We start from the raw sequence: 19,790 nt of genomic DNA, 5'->3' as shown, positions 1-19,790 counted from the left end.
CGTTGCGACCGCTCGACCCGACCCGACCAGCCGCAAACCCCTTAACGCCGCCAGCGACGCTCCCGTACGTCTTATTCATGCGTAGTCATGCGAATGACCGCACCGCCGACCCGATGACGCCACCCGACCCGACTGAGCCACCGCCCACTTCCCAGCCGTCCCCCGCCGCCCCACCCTGGTGAGCCGCCGTGGACACCCCCAGGGTCGGGATGAATGTGGACCAAAGTGTGGACCAGATAATGATCATCATCGGCAAAGGCAGTGTACAACAGGAAGAATGCGACGTGATGGGGCACATGAATGTGCGCCATTACGTCGCGCGCACGGCGGATGCACTCGATTGGCTGCTGTTGGAGGCAGGGTTGCCGCCCTCGCGGGGCCGGCTCGCGGTGGTGGACCAGCATCTGCGCTTCCTGCGCGAGATGTCGCCCGGCACGCCCTTCACCATCCGCGGCGGCATCGTGCGAGCCAGCGCGGATCGGCTGCGCACGGTGGTCGAAATTCGCAACAGCGCGACGGATGCGCCAGCGGCGACGCTGGTGACGGACCTCGGCGCCTGGGCGGGACCGGCAGGCGGGCTGGCGCCGCTGCCGGTGGCGCTCGCGACCGATGCGATGCTGGTCGTGCTGCCCGACCATGCCGGGCCGCGCGGCCTTGGCTTCGATTCGCCGCCGCCGCTGCCGGACCGCGCCGCGGCCCGGGCGATGGGCCTGACCGAGGGTTATCGCGGCGCCATCCGCCCGCATGAATGCGACACCAGCGGCGTGATGCGTCCGGATGTCATCATTGCCCGGATCTGGGATGGCGTGCCGAACCTGCGCAACCGCGGCACCGGGCTCGGCATCAAGGAGGAAGGGATGGGTTCCGCCGCGCTGGAATACCGCGTGGTGCAGTTCCGCCCGCTGCACGCCGGACAATTGCTGACCGTGTGCAGCGGGCTGAAGGCGTTGGGCGAGAAGACCACTACCTGGACCCACCTGGTCCATGACGGCGAGACCGGCGCCGTGGTCGCGGCGGCCGAGGCGGTGGGCATCGCCTTCGACCTCAAGGCGCGCAAGGCGGTGGCCATACCGCCGGAACGCCGCACGGCGCTGGAAGCGCTACTGGTGCCCGGGCTGGGGCTTTAGCGGAGGTCTGGCAGCGCGCTGGGGTCAGCCCGCGCCGAGCAGGGCCAAGGTCTGCGGGTCGGGCGATCCCGCGCAGAAAATCTGCAGCGCCTGGGTGAACTGCGTCGCCGCCGGATCGGCGGCGGCGAACAGCGTCATGCAGGAGCGGAACTTCATGTCGTCCGGACTACCGAGGATCTGGAAGATCGTGCGGCCCCGCACGGCGCAGACGAGGCTGGTGCATTCGACCAGCCGCGGGCCCAGCACCGGATGCGCCAGATAAGCTTGCGCCTCGGCCAGCGATGCGATGCCGTAGCGCTGCGCCATGGCGCTGTGGCCCAGGGCGCGCAGTTGCGGGAAGACGAACCACATCCAGTGCGTGCGCTTCCGCCCGGCGCGCAGTTCGTCCCGCACCGCCGCCATCACCGGGGCCTGTGCCTGCATGAAGCGTTCGAGGTCGAAGGGATCGTCCATGGACGCAGCATAGCGCGATGCGCCGTTCGGGCGTGACCGGGCGCGTGCATCCCTCTCCAAATACCGTCGCGGCTCGGCTACACCTACAGTCCCGGAGGAAACACAGAATGAAAATATCCATCCATCGCCGAGCCGCGCTTGCGCTGCCTGCCGTGCTCGCCCTTCCGGCCCATGCCCAGACCCTGCAGCGCCCGGCGCGGGTGGTGATTGGCTTCCCGCCTGGCGGGTCGTCGGATGTCGTCGCGCGGCTTTATGCCGAGAAGCTGCGCGGGACCTTCGCGCCGCAGGTCGTGGTGGATGGGCGGGTCGGCGCGGCCGGGCGGATCGCGGTGGAATTCGTCAAGGGTGCGGAGCCGGACGGGACGACCTGGCTGCAGACGCCGGCGTCGATGCTGACCCTGCAGCCGCATGTATTCCCCCGGGAGGTGCGCTACGACGCGCTGGTCGACCTGATCCCGGTCTCGACCGTGTGTTCCTATCCCTTCGCCTTCGCCGTGCCGAAGGATCATCCGGCGCAGGACTTGGCGGGCTGGATCGCCTGGGCGAAGGCGCAGGGGCGGGAGTTGCCCTGGGCGTCCCCGGCGGCGGGATCGGCGCCGCACTTCATGGGCATCATGCTGGCGCGCAAGGCGGGGATCGAGATGACGCATGTCCCGTTCCGCGGCGCCGCGCCGGCGGTGCAGGAACTGATCGCGGGCCGGCTGGCCTGCTTCATCGGCGTGCTGGGCGACGTCTCGCCGCAACAGGGGGAGGGGCTGCGCATGCTGGCGGTGTCGTCCCCGGCGCGGAACCCGCGCTTCCCTGCGGTCCCGACCTTCGCGGAACTGGACCAGCCTGATCTGAACAAGGATGAATGGTTCGGGGTGCTGCTGCCGGCGGGCACTCCGGATGCCGTGGTCCGCGCGCTGCACGGGGCCATCGTCGCCGCCGCCGCAACGCCCGAGATGGTTGCCGCGCTGGATCGCCTGGAATATGCGCCGACCGTCTCGGCATCCCCGGCGGCCTTTGCCGACCGTATTCGCCAGGAGCGTGCCGACTGGGCTTCGATCGTGCGCTACAGCGGCTTCCGCCCCGAAAACTGAGCGTCGCCGGATGGGCGTTCCCGTCGCACCGAAGCGCGCTGCCGACAGACAGAAAAAGGAGGGGGCTCGGGGGAGTTCACTCCCCCGCCCTTCCTTCCGTCAGACCAGTTCCACCCGCCCCGTCGCCAGGTCGTAGATCCCGCCCTTCACCGCCAGCGCCCCACGCGCGACGAGGTCCGACAGGATGGGCGTTGCCGTTTCCAGCGCGCGGACATTGTGCCGAACGTTCGAGACCAGCGCGCGTCGCGTCACGTCGCCGCCGGTCTCCGCCAGGGCGGGCTCGATGCCCGGCTTCATGGCCGTGACCAGCCGCGCGATGCTGCCGGGCAGGTTGTTGCCCTGCCGCAGGGCGGCAACCGTCGCATCCACCGCGCCGCAGCTCGTGTGGCCGAGCACCAGGATGAGTTTCGACCCCAGCACGGCGGAGCCGAATTCCAGGCTGCCCAGACCTTCCGGCGTGACGAAGTTGCCTGCCACTCGCACGACGAACAGGTCGCCCGGGTTCTGGTCGAAGGCGAGTTCGGGTGCGACGCGTGAATCCGCGCAGCCGAGGATGGAGGCGAAGGGTGCCTGGCCGCGGGCCCGGGCGGCACGCCCGGCCGAGAGGTCCCGTGTGCGGGGCCGGTTCGACGCGTAGCGGGCGTTGCCTTCCACCAGGGCGCGGAGTGCCGCGTCAGGGGTGTCGGGCCGGGCCGGCGTCGGGGCAGGGCGGGTGCCTTGTGCCTGCGCCGAAGGGATGGCCGCGCAGGCGAACAGGGCGGCGCCGGCGGCCAGCAGGCCGCGTCTGTCGAGCGTGACGGGAGGGCAGGCGAGGCACATGGGCTGGCTCCTGTGGATGGCGTCCATCTTCTGCGGCGGCAGCGTCGCACCATTGGGGTGAATGAACCAGCCGCCCGCCATTGCGGATCGGGGGGCTGCCGCGCACCCTGGGATGCATGACAGCACAGCGTGAAATCCGCCTTAACGCCTTCGACATGGCCTGCGTCGGCCATATCCAGCAGGGATTGTGGACGCATCCGCGCGACCGGGCGCTGGACTACCTGTCGCTCGATCATTGGATGGACCTGGCGCGGCTGCTGGAGCGCGGCCTGTTCGACGGTTTGTTCCTGGCCGATGTGCTCGGCGTCTACGACGTGCATGGCGGCAGCCAGGATGCGGCCGTGCGGCATGGCGTGCAGATCCCGCTGCTGGACCCGATGCTGCTGGTGCCGGCGATGGCGGCGGTGACGCGGCATCTGGGTTTCGGCGTGACGGTGAATTTGGCGTGGGAGCCGCCGGCGCTGCTGGCGCGGCGCTTCTCGACCCTTGATCACCTGACGCGCGGGCGGATCGGGTGGAACATCGTCACCGGGTATCTGGACAGTGCGGCGCGGGCGATGGGGCTCGACCGGCAGATGGCGCATGACGACCGCTACGGCATGGCGGATGAGTTCATGGGCGTCGTCTATCGGCTGTGGGAGGAATCCTGGGCCGCCGATGCGGTGAAGCGGGACAAGGCGAGCGGTGTGTATGCGGACGCCGCGCGGGTTTCGCGCATCCGTCATGACGGGCGGCAGTACCGGCTGGATGCGCCGCATCTGGTGGAGCCATCGCCCCAACGCACGCCGGTGCTGTACCAGGCCGGCGCGTCGGATCGCGGGCGGCAATTCGCGGCGACGCATGCGGAATGCGTGTTCATCAATGGCGGGCCGAAGCCGCATGTGGCCGCGCTGGTGGCGGATCTGCGCAAGCGCGCGGCGGGGCGGCCGATCCGGGCCTTCATGGGCGCGACGCTGATCGTCGGCCGCACCACGGCCGAGGCGCGGGACAGGCTGGAGGAATATCGGCGCCACGTGAGCGTGGAAGCCGCGCTGGTCCACGCCTCCGCCTCGCTCGGGATCGACCTGGCGGCATTCGGCATGGACGACGAATTGCCCACGACCTCTGAGGCGATCCGGTCGAATGTCGAGGCACTGCGGGCCGCCGCCCCGCGCGCGACCAAGCGGGCGTTGGTCGACCGGATGATCCTGGGCAGCCGGCAGCCGCCGATCGTGGGAAGCGTGGAGGACGTTGCCGAAGCGCTGATCGGCTGGGTGGAGGACGCCGACATCGATGGCTTCAACCTCTCGCGCACCGTTATCCCCGAATGCCTGGAGGATGTGGTGACGCTGCTCGTGCCTGCCCTGCAGGAGCGCGGACGCTACAAGCGGGGCTACGCGCCCGGCACCTATCGGGAGAAGTTGTTCGGTACCGGGCCGCGGCTGGTGGCACCCCATCCGGCGGCGGCCGTCGCCCGCTGACTTGCCGCGGCGTCTCATCACGCTACGTTTCCCGCCAAGACCCCAGGGGATGACGGAACGATGGACGGAAACCAGATGCCCGCCGCCGCGGCGGCGATGACCGCGCGCTACGGCGCCGGCGCCGAGCCCAAGCCGGGCCCGTGGAACGACACGCTCGCGCTGCTACTGTCGCATCGGTCGGTGCGCGGCTTCAAGTCGGACCCGGTGCCGGAGGGCACGCTTGAGACGCTGGTCGCCGCAGCGCAGTCCGCCGCGACATCATCCAACCTGCAGACCTGGTCGGTCGTCGCGGTGGACAGCAAGGAGGTGCGGGCGGAACTTGCCACCATCGCCGGCAACCAGAAGCACATCGAGGTCTGCCCGATATTTCTCGTGTTCCTCGCCGATGTGTCGCGCAATACGCGGCTGGCCAAGGACGCCGGGGTGGAACTGGCCGGTCTGCCCTATCTGGAATCCTTCCTGGTGTCGTCGATCGACGCGGCCCTTGCCGCGCAGAACGCGGTGGTGGCGGCGGAAAGCCTTGGGCTGTCGACCGTCTATATCGGCGCGCTGCGCAACGACGTGACGCGGGTGGCTGAGCTGCTGGGCCTGCCGCCGGGCGCCGCGCCAGTGTTCGGCCTGTGTGTCGGCCATGTGCTGCCCGGCCGGGAAGGCGAGGTGAAGCCCCGCCTGCCGCAGGACGCCGTGTTGCACCACGAGACCTACGACGCCGACGATGCCGGCCATCGCGCCGTATATGATCCGCGCATGGAGGCGTTCTCCCGCCGCCAGGAGATGGCGGGCAGCACCTGGACGCAGCGGGTGATCCTGCGGCTGGGCACCTTCGCTGCGCTGCATGGTCGGGAGAAGCTGAAGGAGAAGATCATCGCCCTGGGCTTCCCGCTGCGCTGAGGGGCGCAAGGCCGGGGCATGACGGCCTTCACTTCTGCGGCACCGGCGCGCCGGTGCCGTAGGTAGACCCACGGTTTCGGCCGCGACGCGCGCGGCCTTGGGTCGGCCGGGCGTTGTGATGCGCCTCCTGTCGCGGCCGCGCGTTCGTCTATAACGTGGCATCGATGCAGACCCGAGACGAAAGGATGCCGTGCGACGTGGCATCCCGTAACCCTGCCGACAGGACCGCTTCGGCCTGGCTCTGGCTCGGGGGCATCGTCGCCTTCGCCTTCCTGATCCGGTGCTACCGGATCGCGGCCGACCCGGTCTGGATCGACGAAGCCGCGAGCATTGGTCTGGGCTCATTGCCCTGGTCCGTGGTGTTCGGCGAAATGGCTCGGATCGAGGCCAGTCCGCCAGGCTATTACGCCATCGCCAAGGTGATCGGGATGGTGGCGGGTCCGCAGGGATTGCCGCTGCGGCTGGTCTCGGCCGCCGCGGCGGCGTTCGCCATCGTGCCGCTGTGGATGTTCTGCCGGGAGGCACTGGGCAGCCGGGCGGCCTGGACCGCCGGGCTGATCGTGGCCTTGCACGCGCTGCTGTTCCGCATGTCCCAGGACGGGCGGACCTACGCCATCCTGTTCCTGATGTTCTGCTGCGCGCTGCTGGCGGCCTGGCGCCTGGTGGCGGCGGCGCGGCGGGGCGAGGCCGGGGTGGCGGCGATCCTGGCCCTCGGCCTGTGCCAGGGTGGGATGCTGTGGCTGCACCACACGGCGGGTATCGCCAACCTGGCGCTGAACGCCTTCGTCCTGACCGTGCTGGTCGCATCGCGGCAGGGCGTCTGGCGGGGTGTCGTGCTGCTGGTCGCCGCCGATGCGGTCGGGCTTGCGATCGGGGCCGCGCCGATCTGGTGGGCCTTGCAGCACGCCGTCGAAGGCGCCTTCGTGACACGCTGGATCGAACCGCCCGGGCTCGAAGAAGCCTCCTTGATCTACACGCGCGGCTTGGTCGCGCCCTACCACCAGCCGGTGTCGATCATCACCGGCATGCTGTCGATCGCCGGTGTCCTAATTGGCGTGTTCGCCGCCCGCCAGCCGGGCTGGCCGGCGCGCCTTGGCCTGCTGGCGCTGCTTGGCAGCGCCGCGCTGCTGTTTCCGCTGGTGAGCCAGTCATGGCCGGTCATGTTGGACCGCACGGTGCTGTTCATGGCCGCCCCACTGGCCGCCAGCATCGCCGGCGGCCTCGCCTTGCTGCCGCGGTCCGCCTTCCTTGGGACCGTGGCCGTGCTGCTGGCGCTGCATGCGCACGGCATCGTCGGCTACATCGACTGGCCGACCCACAAGGAACGCTGGGACGATGCGGCCGGCTTGCTGCGGGCACGCGCCAGCCCGGGCGACCGCGTGGTCGTCACGGACAGCGTCTTCGCGGCCATCTCGCTGCGCATGGCGGCCATCGAGCAGGGGGGGCTGGCCGCGCCGATCCTGCTGGTGCCGGCGGCTTCGCCACTCGAAAGCCGATCGGCGGAATTGCTCGACCCTGCATCGAACACGACGATCGGTGACCTGTGCCGACGGCTGCATGGCGCGGAGTTCGTCTGGCTCGTGGCCCGCCCGGTGCCCGAGGCGGTCGAGGCGGATCCCGGCTTCTCCACCTGGCGGCCGGTGCGCGCCGCGCTGCGCAGGGCCGGCGGCGAGGAGGTCGACGACCTCAGCAGCCCGACCGTGCTGGTGCAGCGGTGGCGCGTGCCGGGGTGCTGAACAGGTGGGCGCGGCGAAACGGAGATGGGCTTTGCTCCTCGCCGGACCTCACCCCATCAAAGGCCAAGGCCTTTGGAAACCGTCACTTGGCGCCGGACCTTGCGGTCGGACAGCCGTGCGGGCCTGCTCATCGGCGGCATCTCACCCCGGCCGAACCCCGGCGCCAGGTGCCCGCGGTCCAGGGGCCCGTTGGCCACTGGTGGGGTGGTCTGGAGGGGCAAGGCCCCTCCATCCCGAGCGCCCGACGTCAGGTTTCGGTTGCCGGCTTGCGCAGCAGCCCATCGAAATAGGCGACCGTGCGCCGCAGCCCGTCCTCGAGCGGCACCGTCGGTTCCCAGCCGAGCAACCGGCGCGCCAGCGAGATATCGGGGCAGCGCCGGGTCGGGTCGTCCTGCGGCAGCGGGCGCTTTTCCAGCGGCACGGCGTCGCCGCACAGGGCGATGACGCGCTCGGCCAGTTCGCGCACGGTGATCTCGTGCGGGTTTCCGATATTGACCGGACCGGTCACCTCGTCGGGCGTGTCCATCAGCCGCATCAGCCCCTCGACCAGGTCGTCGACGAAGCAGAAGGACCGCGTCTGCGTGCCCTCGCCATAGATGGTGATCGGCTTGCCCTGCAGCGCCTGGACGATGAAGTTGGACACCACGCGCCCGTCATTGGGGTGCATGCGGGGCCCGTAGGTGTTGAAGATGCGCACAACCTTGATGCGCACATTATGCTGGCGCTTGTAGTCGAAGAACAGCGTCTCGGCGCAGCGCTTGCCTTCGTCGTAGCAGGCGCGGGGGCCGAGCGGGTTCACTGAACCACGGTAATCCTCGGTCTGCGGATGCACCTCCGGGTCGCCATAGACTTCCGAGGTGGACGCCTGCAGCACCTTCGCCTTCACTCGCTTGGCCAGGCCGAGCATGTTGAGTGCGCCGGAGATCGAGGTCTTGGTCGTCTGCACCGGGTCGAACTGGTAGTGCACGGGGGATGCCGGGCAGGCGAGGTTGTAGATCTCGTCCACTTCCACATACAGCGGGAAGGTCACGTCGTGGCGCATCGCCTCGAAGCGCGGATGCGGCAGCAGGTGGGAGATGTTGTCCCGCGTGCCGGTGAAGTAGTTGTCGACGCAGAGCACCGAATGCCCTTGCGCGAGCAGGCGCTCGCATAGATGGGACCCGATGAAGCCCGCACCCCCTGTCACCAATACGCGCTTGCGCGAAATCATACGGCCACCAGCTCCCTGCGTTCCTCGACCATCGTCTCGATAGCGTCGTCCAGCCCGCTCACGAAGGCGTCCCAGGTGAACAGCCGGGCGCGTTCCAGCCCTGCCTCACCCAGGCGCTTCGCCAGGGCGGGATCCTGCGCCAGCTGCACCATCCGCGCGGCGAAGGCGGCGGGGTCGTCGGGGGCGAGGAACCCGGTGACGCCATCCGCCACGCTTTCGCGCGGGCCGCCGCGATCCACGGCGATCACCGGCTTGGCGGCCGCCATGGCCTCGAGCGGCGTCAGCCCCCAATCCTCGTTGAACGGGGTGAACAGCAGCGCGGAGCAGCGGTCGTACAGGGCGCGCATTTCAGCGTCCGTATTGCCGATGCGGAATTCCACGTCGCCGATCTCCCGTCCCCGCGCCATTAAGTCGTCGGCGTATGCGCGGCTCTTTTCGTCCACCATGCCGGCGACGACAAGCCGCCATCCGGGCAGGTTCTTCTTCGCCAGGGCGAAGGCCTCGAGCCCCAGCCCGATATTCTTGGTCCACATGACACGGCCGCTGATCAGGAAATACGGATCCGAGCCGCTGCCCGCGGCGATCCGGCCGGCATCGATGCCCGGATAGAACACCTGGACACGGTCGGCCGGCCACAGCCCACCGGCATCGATCCGCTGGCGGATCGTATCGCTGATCGCGACGGCCGCCGAGTAATGCCGCCAGCAGGCGCGGTCGATCGCCCGGAAGCCGGCCTCGAGCCCCAGGGCCAGCGGCCGACCGACCGGCCCGACCCGGTCGAGCAGGCGGGTCCGGTAGGCATCGTCGAACACCGCGCGCAGCGGGGTGAAGCACAGCGACAGCACCGGCTTGTCGTGGTTGCGCAGCGTCAGCAGGTCGCCCAGCCCCTCGCAGGAGATCACAAGGGCGTCGAAACTGGCCGGGTCGATGCGCGTCCGGGCGATCTGCGCAGCGGCGGCCAGAACCTGCCCATATGACCGGCGCACCGATACGCGCGGCAATTCGACCACGCCGGTCTCGGCGAGTTCGGGATAGGTCCCATCCCGGTCGTAATGGCTCGTGTAGATCGTCACCTGGTGGCGGCTGCGCCGGTGGATCTCGAGCAGCGTCCGCTCGAGCCCCGACTTCAGGTAGACCCAGGGGTGATACAGGGCGACGCGCATGGGTCCTTCCATCACGGCGGGCCTTTGCCCGCAATGACCTCGGCATAGGTCCGCATGATCTTCGTTACAATGATGTCCTGGCCATAAGCTTCTGCGCGGCGGTGATTCTCCATCCCGGCGGCCTCGGCCCCGGTTGGATCGGCCGCCAGCCGCGCCAGGGCCTCGATCATGCCCGCCTCATCCCCCGGCGCGACTTTCGCGCCGGCGAAATCGAGCGTGTCGAGCGTCGAGACCACGGCGCAGCCCGATGCCATGGCCTCCGCCACCACGATGCCGAAGGTCTCGGCATAGGAGGGGAAGAAGAAGATCCGCGCCCGCGACAGCCCCTCGGTATAGGCAGGAGAGCCGCGATCCTCGACGATGTCGAGATTGGCCGGCGCGGCGGCGCGCAGCGCGGCGACATCGGGCGCCCAGCCCAGCGCGCGGAAGCGCAGATGCGGCAGCGCGCGGGCCGCGGCCATGACGTGGTGGAAGCCCTTCCGGCGGTCGAGCTGGCCGGCGAAGACGATCGCATCGTCGCGCGCGCTGGCCGGGCGGAAGCGGGCCAGGTCGATGCTCGGCGCGATGACCGTGCTGGCCGTGGCGCGCGCCCCCATGGCGATGCCGGCGCGGCGGGAGGCTTCGCTGAGGAAGATGGTGCGGGCATAAGGCCAGGAGACGATGCGCCGTTCCAGCGCCTCGAAGGCGCGACCGAGGATGGGGCCGCGCATCTCCCGCCAGGTCGGGCCGAACAGCCCGAGGATCGAGCACACCACCGGGATGCCGAGCCGGCGGCCGGCGGCGAGCGCGGGCAGGGCTGCATGGTAATTGAAGGCGTGGATCAGCGCGGCACCCTGTGCTTCCTGCGCGATGCGCCCCGCCTGCAGGTTCAGCGCGTAGCGCGAGATGGGCAGCCGGGTGGTCGGCACACCCTGGTATTCGCGCAGCGCCGGGTTGCCGGTGGTCAGCACGCGCAGGTCAACGCCGCGTTCGATCAGCCCGCGCGCCGTCTCGAACACCACGTATTCGCCGCCGCCGCGCACCTCGGGCGGGAAATGCTCATGTGCCAGCAGGACCTTCAGGGCCATGGCGCTACAGCACGATGCTGCGCGCGGCGACGGACGCGCGCAGCAGCACCGCGGCCAGGATGATCGCGCGCGGCAGCCCGAAGATCAGGCGTGCGACCAGGTGGATCGGGTTCGACAGCCGCCCGCGGTCGAACATGCGCAGCCCGAGATAGGGCAATGCCAGCAGCAGGAAGGCCGGGTGCAGCAGCGCGCCCAGCACCAGCCCCAGCGCGAACAGGTCGAAGGCCGCGGTCAGCCGCGACAGGAAATAGCCGAGGAACAATTCCCGCCGCATCGCCGGATAGGCGCGCACCAGCGCCGGCCAGTGGCGCATCGTGCGCGGCTCCATCAGCCAGCGCATGAAGGATACGGGGAAGACCTCGTGATGCACCAGGGCATCCGGGTCGTAGCCGGTCGGGTATCCCGCCAGGCGGACCGCCCAGCCCAGGGCGGTGTCCTCGCCATAGAAGCGTTCGCGGAAATCCGCCGGGAAGCCGCCGACGGCGTGAAAGGCGGCGGCATCGTAAAAGATGTTGCAGGTCTCGAAATACGACGTCGGGCCGGTGACGCTGACGGTCTTTTCCAACAACCGGCGCGACTGGTCGGGCCGGGGCAGGGTGCGGCCCTGCACCACGGCGAGGCCACCGGAGATAGCGCGCGCCCCGGCGGCGATCCAGCCAGGCGTCGCCGCGCAATCGTCGTCGATGAAGGCAATGATCGACCCGCGGGCTCGTTCCGCTCCGAACTGCCGCGACGGGCCGGGGCCGGAGAAGGCGGTGGGGTGATACGCGATCGGCACCGGGCTTTGCGCGGCGAGGCCGGCAACCATATCCGCCGTGCCGTCCTCGGTGACGTTGTGGACGACAATGATTTCGAAGCGGTCGCGCGGCCAGTCCTGCGCCATCAGCGACTCCAGCAGCCGGCGCAGCAGGTCGCGCCGGCGATGGGTCGGCACGATGATGCTGACGAAGGGGTGCGCCTCTGTCACCGCGCGGCCCGGTCATCGGCGATGTTGCCGACCGCGATGCCATCGACGGGGCGGCGGCGCAGTCCGGCGAGGCGCGTCGGCGGAAACCAACGGGATTCCATCAAGCGGAAGGCGACGGCATGGGGGACGCGCCGGCGCGCCTGCACCGCGGCGCGTGCGCGCAGCGCATCGGGCAGATTGCGCAGGTTCCACACCAGGCCGCGCAGCCTGGTGCGTCGTGGCTTGTGCAAGGTGGCATCGAGCAATGCATGGGCGAAGGCCACCGGTACCCACCAGGCCAGCTTGCCGGCACTGAAGCATTTCAGACCCATGCGCAGCCGGTTCTTGATGTGGTGGAAGACGAAGTCCGGATGGCTGCGCCCGATATCGCTGCCGACATGGTGGATGGCGATGGCGCCCGGCACCACGCGGCAGCCCCAGCCTTCGAGTGCCAGGCGCAGCCCGAGGTCCGGTTCCTCATAGGCGTAGAAGAAGCGTTCATCGAAGCCGCCCGTCGCGCGCACCGGCGCGGTGCGCGCCAAGAAGGCGGAGGCGTTCAGCCACAGCACGTCGCGCGGTGCATCGGCGACCGAGACGGGCGAGCCTTCCTCCAGATCCCAGCCGAGGCCGAGCGGGGACAGCGTCCCGCCATAGCAGTTCAGGATGGCGCGGTTGTGCCCGAACACCACTTGGCCACCGACCAGGGCGAGCGTCGGGTCGGCCTGCATCGCCGCCATCGTCGCCCGGGTCCAGGCCGGGTCCAGTTCGACGTCGCTGTCGACAAAGGCGCAGAAGCCGTCGGCCGCGGCCTTGGACAGGCCGACATTGCGCGCGATGGACGGGCCTTCGGGCGCCTTGCGGATATAGGTGATGCGGATCGGCAGGCGGGTGGCAAGGTCGGCGATCACCGCCTCGGTGTTGTCGGTGGAGGAATTGTCCACCACCAGCACGCCGAGTTCGTCCTTCGGCCAGTCCTGCGCGGCGATCGCACCAATGGTGCGCGGCAGGTCCTGCGCACGATTGAAGGTCGGGATGACGAAAAGGATCGGCTCTGTCATGGCAATCCTGGCCTTATCCGCGGCGCCGTCCCGAGCACCGCCGCGATCAGCGCCAGCGTGTACCAGGACGGGTCCCACCACAGGGAGAAATCGAGCGTCTGCTGCACGATCTGCACCAGCATCCCGGCGGTCAGGCCGACGCAGACGCCGCGCGATCCAGCCGTGGTCAGCCATACGCCGCGGATGCCCCGCAATACCACGGTGACGAGCAGGATGCAGAAGCCGAGGAAGCCGAGCGTGCCGGCCTCGGCCAGCATGACGACATAGACATTGTGGATCGGCGCACCGGCCCTGACGTCGGCGAGATGGGCGAAGCGCGCCACCTGGATCAGCTCGTCCGCGATCACCCACCACAGCTGCGCCATGCGCTCGGCTGACGAGCCGAATCCGATGCCCAGCAACGGGTTCTCGCTGAACACCAGCATGCCGACGCGGTTGTAGTCGGCGCGGAAGGTGATCGAGACGCCGAAATCGCCGCGGAATCGCTCGATGATGTCGTTGAGGAAAGGCAGAAGTGCGAGGGCGATGATCAGCAGGGCCCAGATGCCGGCGCCGAGCAGCGCCTTCGGCGTCAGCGCCCGCAGCCAGGCCCCGGCCATCGCGGTTCCGACCAGCGCGCCCAGCAGCAGCACCCCGGGCGCACGCGACTTGGTCGCCACCATGCCCGCGATGGCGATGGCGGTGATCGCCAGCGCGACCAGCTTCAACGGCGCGCTGCGGGAGAAGATCGCCACGCCGAATGCGCCCGGTGCGAGCATCAGGAGGTAGGGGGCGATCATGTTCGGATGGCCGAGCGTGCCGCGCGCGCGGTTGTCGATCTCCTCCGGCAGCGCATCGGCGCTGCCGGCACCGATGATGGACAGCAGCGACTGCCCTGCCTTGAACACCACCTGCAGCGTGCCGAAGGTCGCCTGCAGCGTGACCGAGGCAGCCAGGGCGCCGACCAGCGTCAGCCACAGGGAACGGTCCATGTTCCGGTGCAGCCACGCCAGCAGCAGCGCGAACTTCACGATGCGGAAGGTGTCGCCGGCGGCCAGGTCGATGCGCTCGGCGGCGAGCGTCGACAGCAGCGCGGCGAACAGGAAGGGCAGGACCGGGGCGCTGGCCACCTCGGCCACCGGCGGGGGCATGCGCGCGCGCCCGAGGCAGCCTTCGACGACATTGGTGGCGAACAGGCACAGCAGCATCAGGTCGGCCGGCACCCAGTAGAAGCCCGGGCCGAGCAGGGATGAAAAACCGCCGTAGTATTGCCGGTTGTAGGTCAGCGCGAAGACGAAGAAGGTCAGGAAGACTTCCTTCGGCCGCCCGGTCAGCAGGATGACCGCGCCGATCACGCCAAGCCCGCCGAGTGCCGCGATTCCCTTGGTGCCGAATTGCGGCAGCATGACCGCCAGCGTGACCGCCAGCAGACCGCCGCCGAGCAGCCCGGCGGCCGGCAGCAGCACCCGTGGGGGAGGCAGGATGGTCACGGCCGGCGCAGGCCCTCGTAGCGCAGCAGGGTGATGGAATGAGGCGGCACGCGCACCAGGGTCTCGGCCTTCGCCTCGCCCAGCGACTGGCGGTCCAGCCTGATCTCGCTTTCCGCCCCTTGCTGGAAACGCCCGCGCGGCCCCGCCCGCGCCTGGTCGCCCCAGCGCAGCCCGGGGATGCGCAGCACGTCGGTGCCGGTATTCGCATCCGCCGCGTCGCCCGTCAGCGTCTCGGTGGTCAGCGCCGCCGCGCCGGATGCACCGCTCAGGGCGACGCGCGTGGCGATCGCCGCCGAGGGATGGCGGTTGATCAGCAGCACCGTCGCCGTCCCGCGATCGGGCGTGGCCGTCGCCAGCACATCAAGGTAGGGCGCGTTGGATACGCGGTCGACGAAGCCGACGGCCCGGCTGCCATAGGTCGCCACCTCGACGCTGGAGGACAGCAGGCCGCTTTCCAGGCCGCGCGCTATCATGCGGAAGGCCATGGCCGGGGCGGTCATCGCCCACTGCCCATTGCGCCGCCCTATCCAGCCCATGAACAGCGATTCGTTGAGCTTGAAGAAATTGGCCAGTTCGACCGACGGGTCCTCGGCGAAGGCGCGCAGCGCGGAGGCGACGAAGATCGCCGAGCCGATCGTCTTGACATGGTCGATCATGGGCGAGGCCGGATCGACCGCGAACAACGGTCCCCATTCGGTGACGCCGAGGCCGATGCGCCGGCCGGGGGCGAAGCGGGCGACCTCCCCGCGCGTATCGGCAAGGTTGCGCGCGATGAGCTGCGGGAAGGCCCACATCGCCGCATAGACATCGAGCGGTTCCACCCCGCGCGCATCCGGCACGACCGGTGCATAGGCGTTGTGGACGGCGAGCAGGTCGATCTCGCCCCCTGCGCGGCGCAGCACCACCTCGTTCCAGTTGTCGTGGCTGTTGAAGCGGTAGCGGCCGAAATTGCGCAGGCCTATGGCGGCGACGCGGATGTTGGGATCGACCGCCCGCATCGCGCGGGAGAAGGCGATGACGCGGTCCGCATAGCGCTGCGGCGTGGTCGCCCCGCCGGAGGCATCGCCCTCCATGTACAGCTCGTTGCCGATTTCCCACCAGGTCACGCGACCATTGCGCGGGGACCGACCGCCATCGCCGTTGACGTAGCGTACCCAATCGGCGGCCATCTCCGGCGTGCCGGTGCCGGCATTGACGGTGATCAGCAGGCTGCCGCCGATCTCGCGGGCGAAGGCCAGCGCTTCGTCGGTGCCGAAGACGTGGCGGAAGCGTTCATCGGCGCCGGGATGGGTGGGCGTCGTCGCCCGCGCCGACATCGGGCCGATGCCGTGGCGCCAGTCATAGGCATCGGACCAGACGCCGCCGGGGAAGCGCACCAGGGAGATGCCCATGTCGCGCGCCATGCGCACCACATCGGGGTCGAGCCTGTTGCGCCGGGCATCCCACAGGCCGTTGGCGTCGCGGATGATCTCGACATTGGTGCCGAAGATCTCGCGCGGGATGACGCGGCGCACCGCCGTGGTGTCGACGCGCACGCGAGCGGGGATCTCGGTCGCCGGGGCGCTGGGCGCGGGGGCGGCGGCGCGCGGGGCAGGGGCCGCCGCCCCCGTGCCGATCACGACATTGGCGAACAGCGCGGTGCCCGACACCCCTTCGGCGACGAGGAACAGCACCACCCCCTCGACCGACCGGTCATCGGGCACCTCGAGCGTATCGGTCTGCACCTGCAGCGTGCCGTCGGCCGCGGCGCTGCGCAGTTGGATCGAGCCGCCATCCCCGCCGCGCCGCAGGATGGCGAGGCCGAGCACCGCCCGCGCCGCGCCGGTGGCGCCCAGCGACGCCGAGACCTGCAGCGTCCGCCCACGCACCGCCGCGGCCGGCAGCAGCTGGCCGAGCCCGAGCGGCTTCGCGCTGGGCGTGTTGCGCCCATTGGGCGCGAGTTCGAGAACCTGCCCCGGCAGGCCCGCCGGCGGCGGCAGCAGGCGGATGCGCCCCTTGGGCGTCGTCTCGTCATCCTGGAACCAGTCTGCGGGTGGGCTGCCGCCCGTGGCGAAGGTGCCGTTCTGCGGCAGGGACTGCCCCTGCGCGCCAGCGGACGCACCGGCAAGGGCAAACGCCAGGACCAGCAGCAGCCGTCGGATCATGGCGTTCCCTCATGTCCTGCGTCCGGCCGAAGCGACCGCCACGCCAGTCGCACCGCGCCCAGCAGCGTCGGGTCCACCCCGAGCGACCGCCACGCCACCGCCGACAATGCCACGGCCTGCGCCAGCAGCGTCGCCACCGTCGCGCAGGCCGCCCCCACCGGTCCGAACACTGGCACGAGCAGCAGGCACAGGGCCATGTCCAGGATCACAGCGGCAAGCGCAGCCGCGATCAGCGGGCGGTTGAGCCCGGCCAGGGCGAGCAGCCCACCGGCACTGCCGCAGGCGGCGACCGCGACCTGGCCGACCAGCAGGATCGCAAGCGGCATGGCGGCAGCCTCGAAGTCGCGCCCGAAGGCCGGGAGCAGCCAGGGCGAGGCGCCGCCCAGCACGGCCGCGACGCCGAGCGAGAGCAGCAACGCCAGCGCAACGGCGATCGACGCGCTGCGCTGCAGTCCCGCGCGGTCGCGCGCGGCGGCCTGGCGCGCCAGGGCCGGCGCCATCAGGGCCAGCACCGAAGTCGTCGCCAGCGCCACCGTCAGCGCCAGGCGCGAGGCAACGCTGTAGATCCCGGCCGCCTCGGCGCCGACCAGCGCGCCCAGCATGATGGTGTCGAGCCGCTCGATCAGCGAGACCGAGGCCATGGCGAGCACGAAGGTCATGCCTGCCGAGATCCAGATCGGGCGCTCATCCTGTGTGCGCGGGCCGGCTGCGCCCGCGGGCATGCTGCGGCGGGCGGCGGTGTTCGCCGCTGCCCAGGCAACCAGCCCCGCCAGGCCAGTGAGCCACAACGCGGTGACCGGCCCAGCCTGGTCGAACCACCATGACAGGAGCACGAACATTCCGATCAGCAGGGTGCGCGCGAGATTGACCAGAACATCTGCACGCAATGGCTGTCCCAGCGCCTGCAGCATCCCCGCCGCAAGAGTGGCGAGCCCGAAAACCGGAATGAGTGCCGCTGCAGCGAGTGCCGCGCCGAATTGCTCGCGCAGGGCGGGCAATGACAGGAAGACCAGGCTGAAGGCGAGCGCCACCGGGATCGCGGTCGCCAGCGTCAGTCGCTGCGCGGCGTGGACGAAGCCGCGCAGCCGCGTCTCCTGCCCGTTGGCGATGTACACGGGCATGAAGCGGACCGCGGCCATGGGCATGCCAAAGCCACCTGTGATTGAGAGCACCGTCGCCAGGGACAGAAACGTTGCATAGACGCCAAGACCCTCGGGACCGAGGGTCCGCGCCAGGATGATCTGCATGCCGAAGCCTGCTGCCACGATCCCGCCCTTGAGGCCGAGGGCCAGAACGGTCCGCGTGAGGACGTGCCGGGGCCCGGGCGTCGATCCGTCCACCAAGATCTTCCCTGTTTCAGGATTCGAGATTGAAGCAGAATGTTACGCTGGCATAGTGTGCCGCGGCATGATCGCCGTCTGCCACCGCGTCACCGTGACGGCGCAATGGCATGTCGGGCGTTCGTTCAGGCCGCGCGGACGGCAGAAGTCGCAGGCGCAGAGGGAGGCAGGGTCGAGGGTACTCCGGGGCGGCCATGGCGGCGCTTCGGAGGTTTCGCGCGTGACTGGGAGTGGCGATGGAGCCGTTGCCTTGACATCGACTGAACCCCGCCTGGACGGGCTGCGCCCCGCCGCGTGCCAGGGGCGCGCGTGGACATGAACCGCCTGACCCTGGTCGAGGCCGATGGCGGCAGCCATGGCGCCGCACTGATGGCCGGCGCAAGGCCTTCGCCGCTGATGCGCCGTTCGGTCGCCCTGATGGCCGGCATGTTGCCGGTGGTGGACGCGACGGTCGCTCTGGCCGCCAACATGGTCGTGGGCGTCGCCCTTGATGATGAGACCGGCATCGGCGTGGCGCGGCAGTCCGCAGCAGCGCTGGTCGGCACGGGCCTGTTTGTCGGCATGGCGGCGCTGGGCGGGCAATACCGCGTCGACAATCTCGACCGCCGGATCGGCGCGCTCGGTCCGCTGACCGCTTTGTGGGCGCTCGCGATCGTGCTGACCATCACCGTCGCCTATCTGTGGGATGGCGGTGTCGCGGTGCCGCGCGGTTGGACCGTGGGCTGGTTCCTCGGCGGCGGTGGGGCGCTCGCCGGCTGGCGCATGATTGCCGCGGCGCGCATGCGCCGGTGGCGCGAGGATGGGCGACTGGCCGAGCGTGTTGCGATCGTCGGCATGGCCGAACAGGCGCAAAGGCTTGTCGAACACCTGGCGCAGCCGGGCCTCGAAGGGCAGGTGAGCGTGCTGGGCGTCTATGATGTCGGCGGCATGCCGCGGGCATCGGGCGGTCACGGCATGCCGGTGCAGGGTTGTCTCGACGATCTGCTGCGCGATGCGCCGTCGCTCGGGCTGGACGCGGTGATGGTGGCGCTGCCCTGGTCCGACCCCGACCGGATCGGCGAGGTCTGCATGCGGTTGCGCGACCTGCCGGTCGATGTGCGCCTGGCGCCCGACCTGGCGGCCTATGAACTTCCAGCTGGGGCGCCGCGCAACTTCGCCGGGCGGCTCGCGCTCGAGGTCTGGGGACGGCCGTTGCGGGATTGGCGCGGCTTCGTCAAGCGTGGCGAGGACCTGTTGGTTGGTTGCGGCCTCGTGCTGCTGTTCGCGCCGGTGATGGCGCTCGCGGCCCTGGCGATCCGGCTCGACAGCGCGGGGCCGGTGATCCTGCGCCAGCGGCGCTACGGCCTGGGCAATCAGCCGATCATGATCTTCAAGTTCCGCACCATGTATCAGGACAAGGGCGACGCCAGTGGCCGGCTCGCCACCCTGCGCGGCGATCCGCGGGTGACGCGCGTCGGGCGCTTCCTGCGGCGCACGAGCCTCGATGAATTGCCACAGCTGTTCAACGTGCTGCTCGGCACGATGTCGCTGGTCGGCCCGCGCGCCCATCCGGTCGAAATGCAGGTCGGCGGCCGCTATTACCACGAGATCGTCAGCCACTATGCGGCGCGGCACCGCATGAAGCCCGGCATCACCGGCCTCGCGCAGATCAACGGGTATCGCGGCCTGGTGGACACGGTCGAGAAGGCGCAGCGACGGCTCGACTACGACCTGCACTATGTCGAGCATTGGTCGATCGGAATGGATCTGCGGATCCTGTTCGTCACCGTCTTCCGCGGCTTCACCAGCGACAGCGCATTCTGAACGCGATGGCCCGGCGGGCGCG

At 70.0% G+C, this 19,790-nt stretch carries 16 protein-coding genes; 6 read left to right on the top strand and 10 right to left on the bottom strand.

The genetic code is table 11. The annotated features are described in order from the left end of the window. Positions 1 to 209 precede the first annotated feature (209 nt). Positions 210 to 1,127, top strand: a complete 918-nt coding sequence (locus AAFN86_RS18100) for a thioesterase family protein (protein ID WP_347544940.1) — start codon at positions 210 to 212, stop codon at positions 1,125 to 1,127. A gap of 24 nt (positions 1,128 to 1,151) precedes the next feature. Here the strand turns inward: AAFN86_RS18100 and AAFN86_RS18095 are convergent, their stop codons facing one another. After that, on the bottom strand, positions 1,152 to 1,580 hold the full coding sequence (locus tag AAFN86_RS18095; protein WP_347544822.1) for a DUF1810 domain-containing protein: 429 nt from the start codon (positions 1,578 to 1,580) through the stop codon (positions 1,152 to 1,154). A gap of 107 nt (positions 1,581 to 1,687) precedes the next feature. Here AAFN86_RS18095 and AAFN86_RS18090 point away from each other — a divergent pair, with 107 nt between their 5' ends. Further along, a complete protein-coding gene (locus AAFN86_RS18090; RefSeq protein ID WP_347544821.1) occupies positions 1,688 to 2,662 on the top strand; it encodes a tripartite tricarboxylate transporter substrate binding protein in 975 nt (324 codons plus the stop codon). 99 nt (positions 2,663 to 2,761) lie between these two features. On the opposite strand, the gene AAFN86_RS18085 is transcribed toward AAFN86_RS18090, so the two are convergent. Continuing rightward, on the bottom strand, positions 2,762 to 3,481 hold the full coding sequence (locus AAFN86_RS18085) for a carbonic anhydrase (RefSeq protein WP_347544820.1): 720 nt from the start codon (positions 3,479 to 3,481) through the stop codon (positions 2,762 to 2,764). Between the two features lie 116 nt (positions 3,482 to 3,597). Here AAFN86_RS18085 and AAFN86_RS18080 point away from each other — a divergent pair, with 116 nt between their 5' ends. The 3 genes from AAFN86_RS18080 (at position 3,598) to AAFN86_RS18070 (ending at position 7,568) form a co-directional block, all read left to right on the top strand. Continuing rightward, positions 3,598 to 4,941 (top strand): LLM class flavin-dependent oxidoreductase, encoded by a 1,344-nt coding sequence (locus AAFN86_RS18080; RefSeq protein ID WP_347544818.1) that lies wholly within the window; start codon positions 3,598 to 3,600, stop codon positions 4,939 to 4,941. Positions 4,942 to 5,001: 60 nt separating this feature from the next. After that, a complete protein-coding gene (locus tag AAFN86_RS18075) occupies positions 5,002 to 5,832 on the top strand; it encodes an NADPH-dependent oxidoreductase (RefSeq protein ID WP_347544816.1) in 831 nt (276 codons plus the stop codon). A 197-nt stretch (positions 5,833 to 6,029) separates the two neighbouring features. Then, complete coding sequence (locus tag AAFN86_RS18070; RefSeq protein WP_347544815.1) at positions 6,030 to 7,568, top strand: glycosyltransferase family 39 protein; 1,539 nt, start codon at positions 6,030 to 6,032, stop codon at positions 7,566 to 7,568. 247 nt (positions 7,569 to 7,815) lie between these two features. Here AAFN86_RS18070 and AAFN86_RS18065 read toward each other — a convergent pair whose 3' ends face one another. The 8 genes from AAFN86_RS18065 to AAFN86_RS18030 are packed head-to-tail and all read right to left on the bottom strand — an operon-like array spanning position 7,816 to position 17,965. Further along, complete coding sequence (locus tag AAFN86_RS18065) at positions 7,816 to 8,778, bottom strand: UDP-glucuronic acid decarboxylase family protein (RefSeq protein ID WP_347544814.1); 963 nt, start codon at positions 8,776 to 8,778, stop codon at positions 7,816 to 7,818. Continuing rightward, positions 8,775 to 9,941: a glycosyltransferase family 4 protein gene (locus tag AAFN86_RS18060; protein WP_347544812.1), complete on the bottom strand. Its 1,167-nt coding sequence runs from the start codon at positions 9,939 to 9,941 to the stop codon at positions 8,775 to 8,777. Before AAFN86_RS18060 ends, AAFN86_RS18065 begins: the two co-directional genes overlap by 4 nt. Positions 9,942 to 9,952: 11 nt before the next feature. Continuing rightward, on the bottom strand, positions 9,953 to 11,008 hold the full coding sequence (locus AAFN86_RS18055; protein WP_347544811.1) for a glycosyltransferase family 4 protein: 1,056 nt from the start codon (positions 11,006 to 11,008) through the stop codon (positions 9,953 to 9,955). A gap of 4 nt (positions 11,009 to 11,012) precedes the next feature. Next, complete coding sequence (locus AAFN86_RS18050) at positions 11,013 to 11,975, bottom strand: glycosyltransferase family A protein (RefSeq protein WP_347544810.1); 963 nt, start codon at positions 11,973 to 11,975, stop codon at positions 11,013 to 11,015. After that, entirely contained in the window at positions 11,972 to 13,012 is a 1,041-nt protein-coding gene (locus tag AAFN86_RS18045; RefSeq protein WP_347544809.1) for a glycosyltransferase family 2 protein, read from the bottom strand. The genes AAFN86_RS18050 and AAFN86_RS18045 overlap by 4 nt, the downstream gene beginning before the upstream one ends. Further along, positions 13,009 to 14,481, bottom strand: coding sequence for an O-antigen ligase family protein (locus AAFN86_RS18040; protein WP_347544807.1), 1,473 nt, complete (start codon positions 14,479 to 14,481; stop codon positions 13,009 to 13,011). Before AAFN86_RS18040 ends, AAFN86_RS18045 begins: the two co-directional genes overlap by 4 nt. Further along, positions 14,478 to 16,625: a hypothetical protein gene (locus AAFN86_RS18035; RefSeq protein WP_347544805.1), complete on the bottom strand. Its 2,148-nt coding sequence runs from the start codon at positions 16,623 to 16,625 to the stop codon at positions 14,478 to 14,480. Before AAFN86_RS18035 ends, AAFN86_RS18040 begins: the two co-directional genes overlap by 4 nt. Further along, complete coding sequence (locus AAFN86_RS18030; protein WP_347544804.1) at positions 16,622 to 17,965, bottom strand: oligosaccharide flippase family protein; 1,344 nt, start codon at positions 17,963 to 17,965, stop codon at positions 16,622 to 16,624. Before AAFN86_RS18030 ends, AAFN86_RS18035 begins: the two co-directional genes overlap by 4 nt. A 315-nt stretch (positions 17,966 to 18,280) precedes the next feature. Between AAFN86_RS18030 and AAFN86_RS18025 the strand changes: the two genes are divergently transcribed. Beyond that, positions 18,281 to 19,768 (top strand): exopolysaccharide biosynthesis polyprenyl glycosylphosphotransferase, encoded by a 1,488-nt coding sequence (locus tag AAFN86_RS18025; protein WP_347544802.1) that lies wholly within the window; start codon positions 18,281 to 18,283, stop codon positions 19,766 to 19,768. Positions 19,769 to 19,790: the final 22 nt, after the last annotated feature.

Origin of the sequence: Roseomonas sp. CAU 1739 (assembly GCF_039839775.1) — a bacterium.
In the GTDB taxonomy this organism is placed as follows: Bacteria; Pseudomonadota; Alphaproteobacteria; order Acetobacterales; family Acetobacteraceae; genus Neoroseomonas.
The sequence above is the reverse complement of the archived record's forward strand: the minus strand, read 5'-3'. Positions and strand labels throughout refer to the sequence as shown.

What these genes read in the sequence shown, in the direction of transcription:
- AAFN86_RS18075 (WP_347544816.1), top strand. Translation starts at nt 5,002, where the DNA reads ATGGACGGAAACCAGATGCCCGCCGCCGCGGCGGCGATGACCGCGCGC.
- AAFN86_RS18100 (WP_347544940.1), top strand. Translation starts at nt 210, where the DNA reads ATGAATGTGGACCAAAGTGTGGACCAGATAATGATCATCATCGGCAAA.
- AAFN86_RS18095 (WP_347544822.1), bottom strand. Translation starts at nt 1,580, where the DNA reads ATGGACGATCCCTTCGACCTCGAACGCTTCATGCAGGCACAGGCCCCG.
- AAFN86_RS18035 (WP_347544805.1), bottom strand. Translation starts at nt 16,625, where the DNA reads ATGATCCGACGGCTGCTGCTGGTCCTGGCGTTTGCCCTTGCCGGTGCG.
- AAFN86_RS18045 (WP_347544809.1), bottom strand. Translation starts at nt 13,012, where the DNA reads ATGACAGAGCCGATCCTTTTCGTCATCCCGACCTTCAATCGTGCGCAG.
- AAFN86_RS18090 (WP_347544821.1), top strand. Translation starts at nt 1,688, where the DNA reads ATGAAAATATCCATCCATCGCCGAGCCGCGCTTGCGCTGCCTGCCGTG.
- AAFN86_RS18085 (WP_347544820.1), bottom strand. Translation starts at nt 3,481, where the DNA reads ATGTGCCTCGCCTGCCCTCCCGTCACGCTCGACAGACGCGGCCTGCTG.
- AAFN86_RS18055 (WP_347544811.1), bottom strand. Translation starts at nt 11,008, where the DNA reads ATGGCCCTGAAGGTCCTGCTGGCACATGAGCATTTCCCGCCCGAGGTG.
- AAFN86_RS18060 (WP_347544812.1), bottom strand. Translation starts at nt 9,941, where the DNA reads ATGCGCGTCGCCCTGTATCACCCCTGGGTCTACCTGAAGTCGGGGCTC.
- AAFN86_RS18025 (WP_347544802.1), top strand. Translation starts at nt 18,281, where the DNA reads ATGAACCGCCTGACCCTGGTCGAGGCCGATGGCGGCAGCCATGGCGCC.
- AAFN86_RS18065 (WP_347544814.1), bottom strand. Translation starts at nt 8,778, where the DNA reads ATGATTTCGCGCAAGCGCGTATTGGTGACAGGGGGTGCGGGCTTCATC.
- AAFN86_RS18080 (WP_347544818.1), top strand. Translation starts at nt 3,598, where the DNA reads ATGACAGCACAGCGTGAAATCCGCCTTAACGCCTTCGACATGGCCTGC.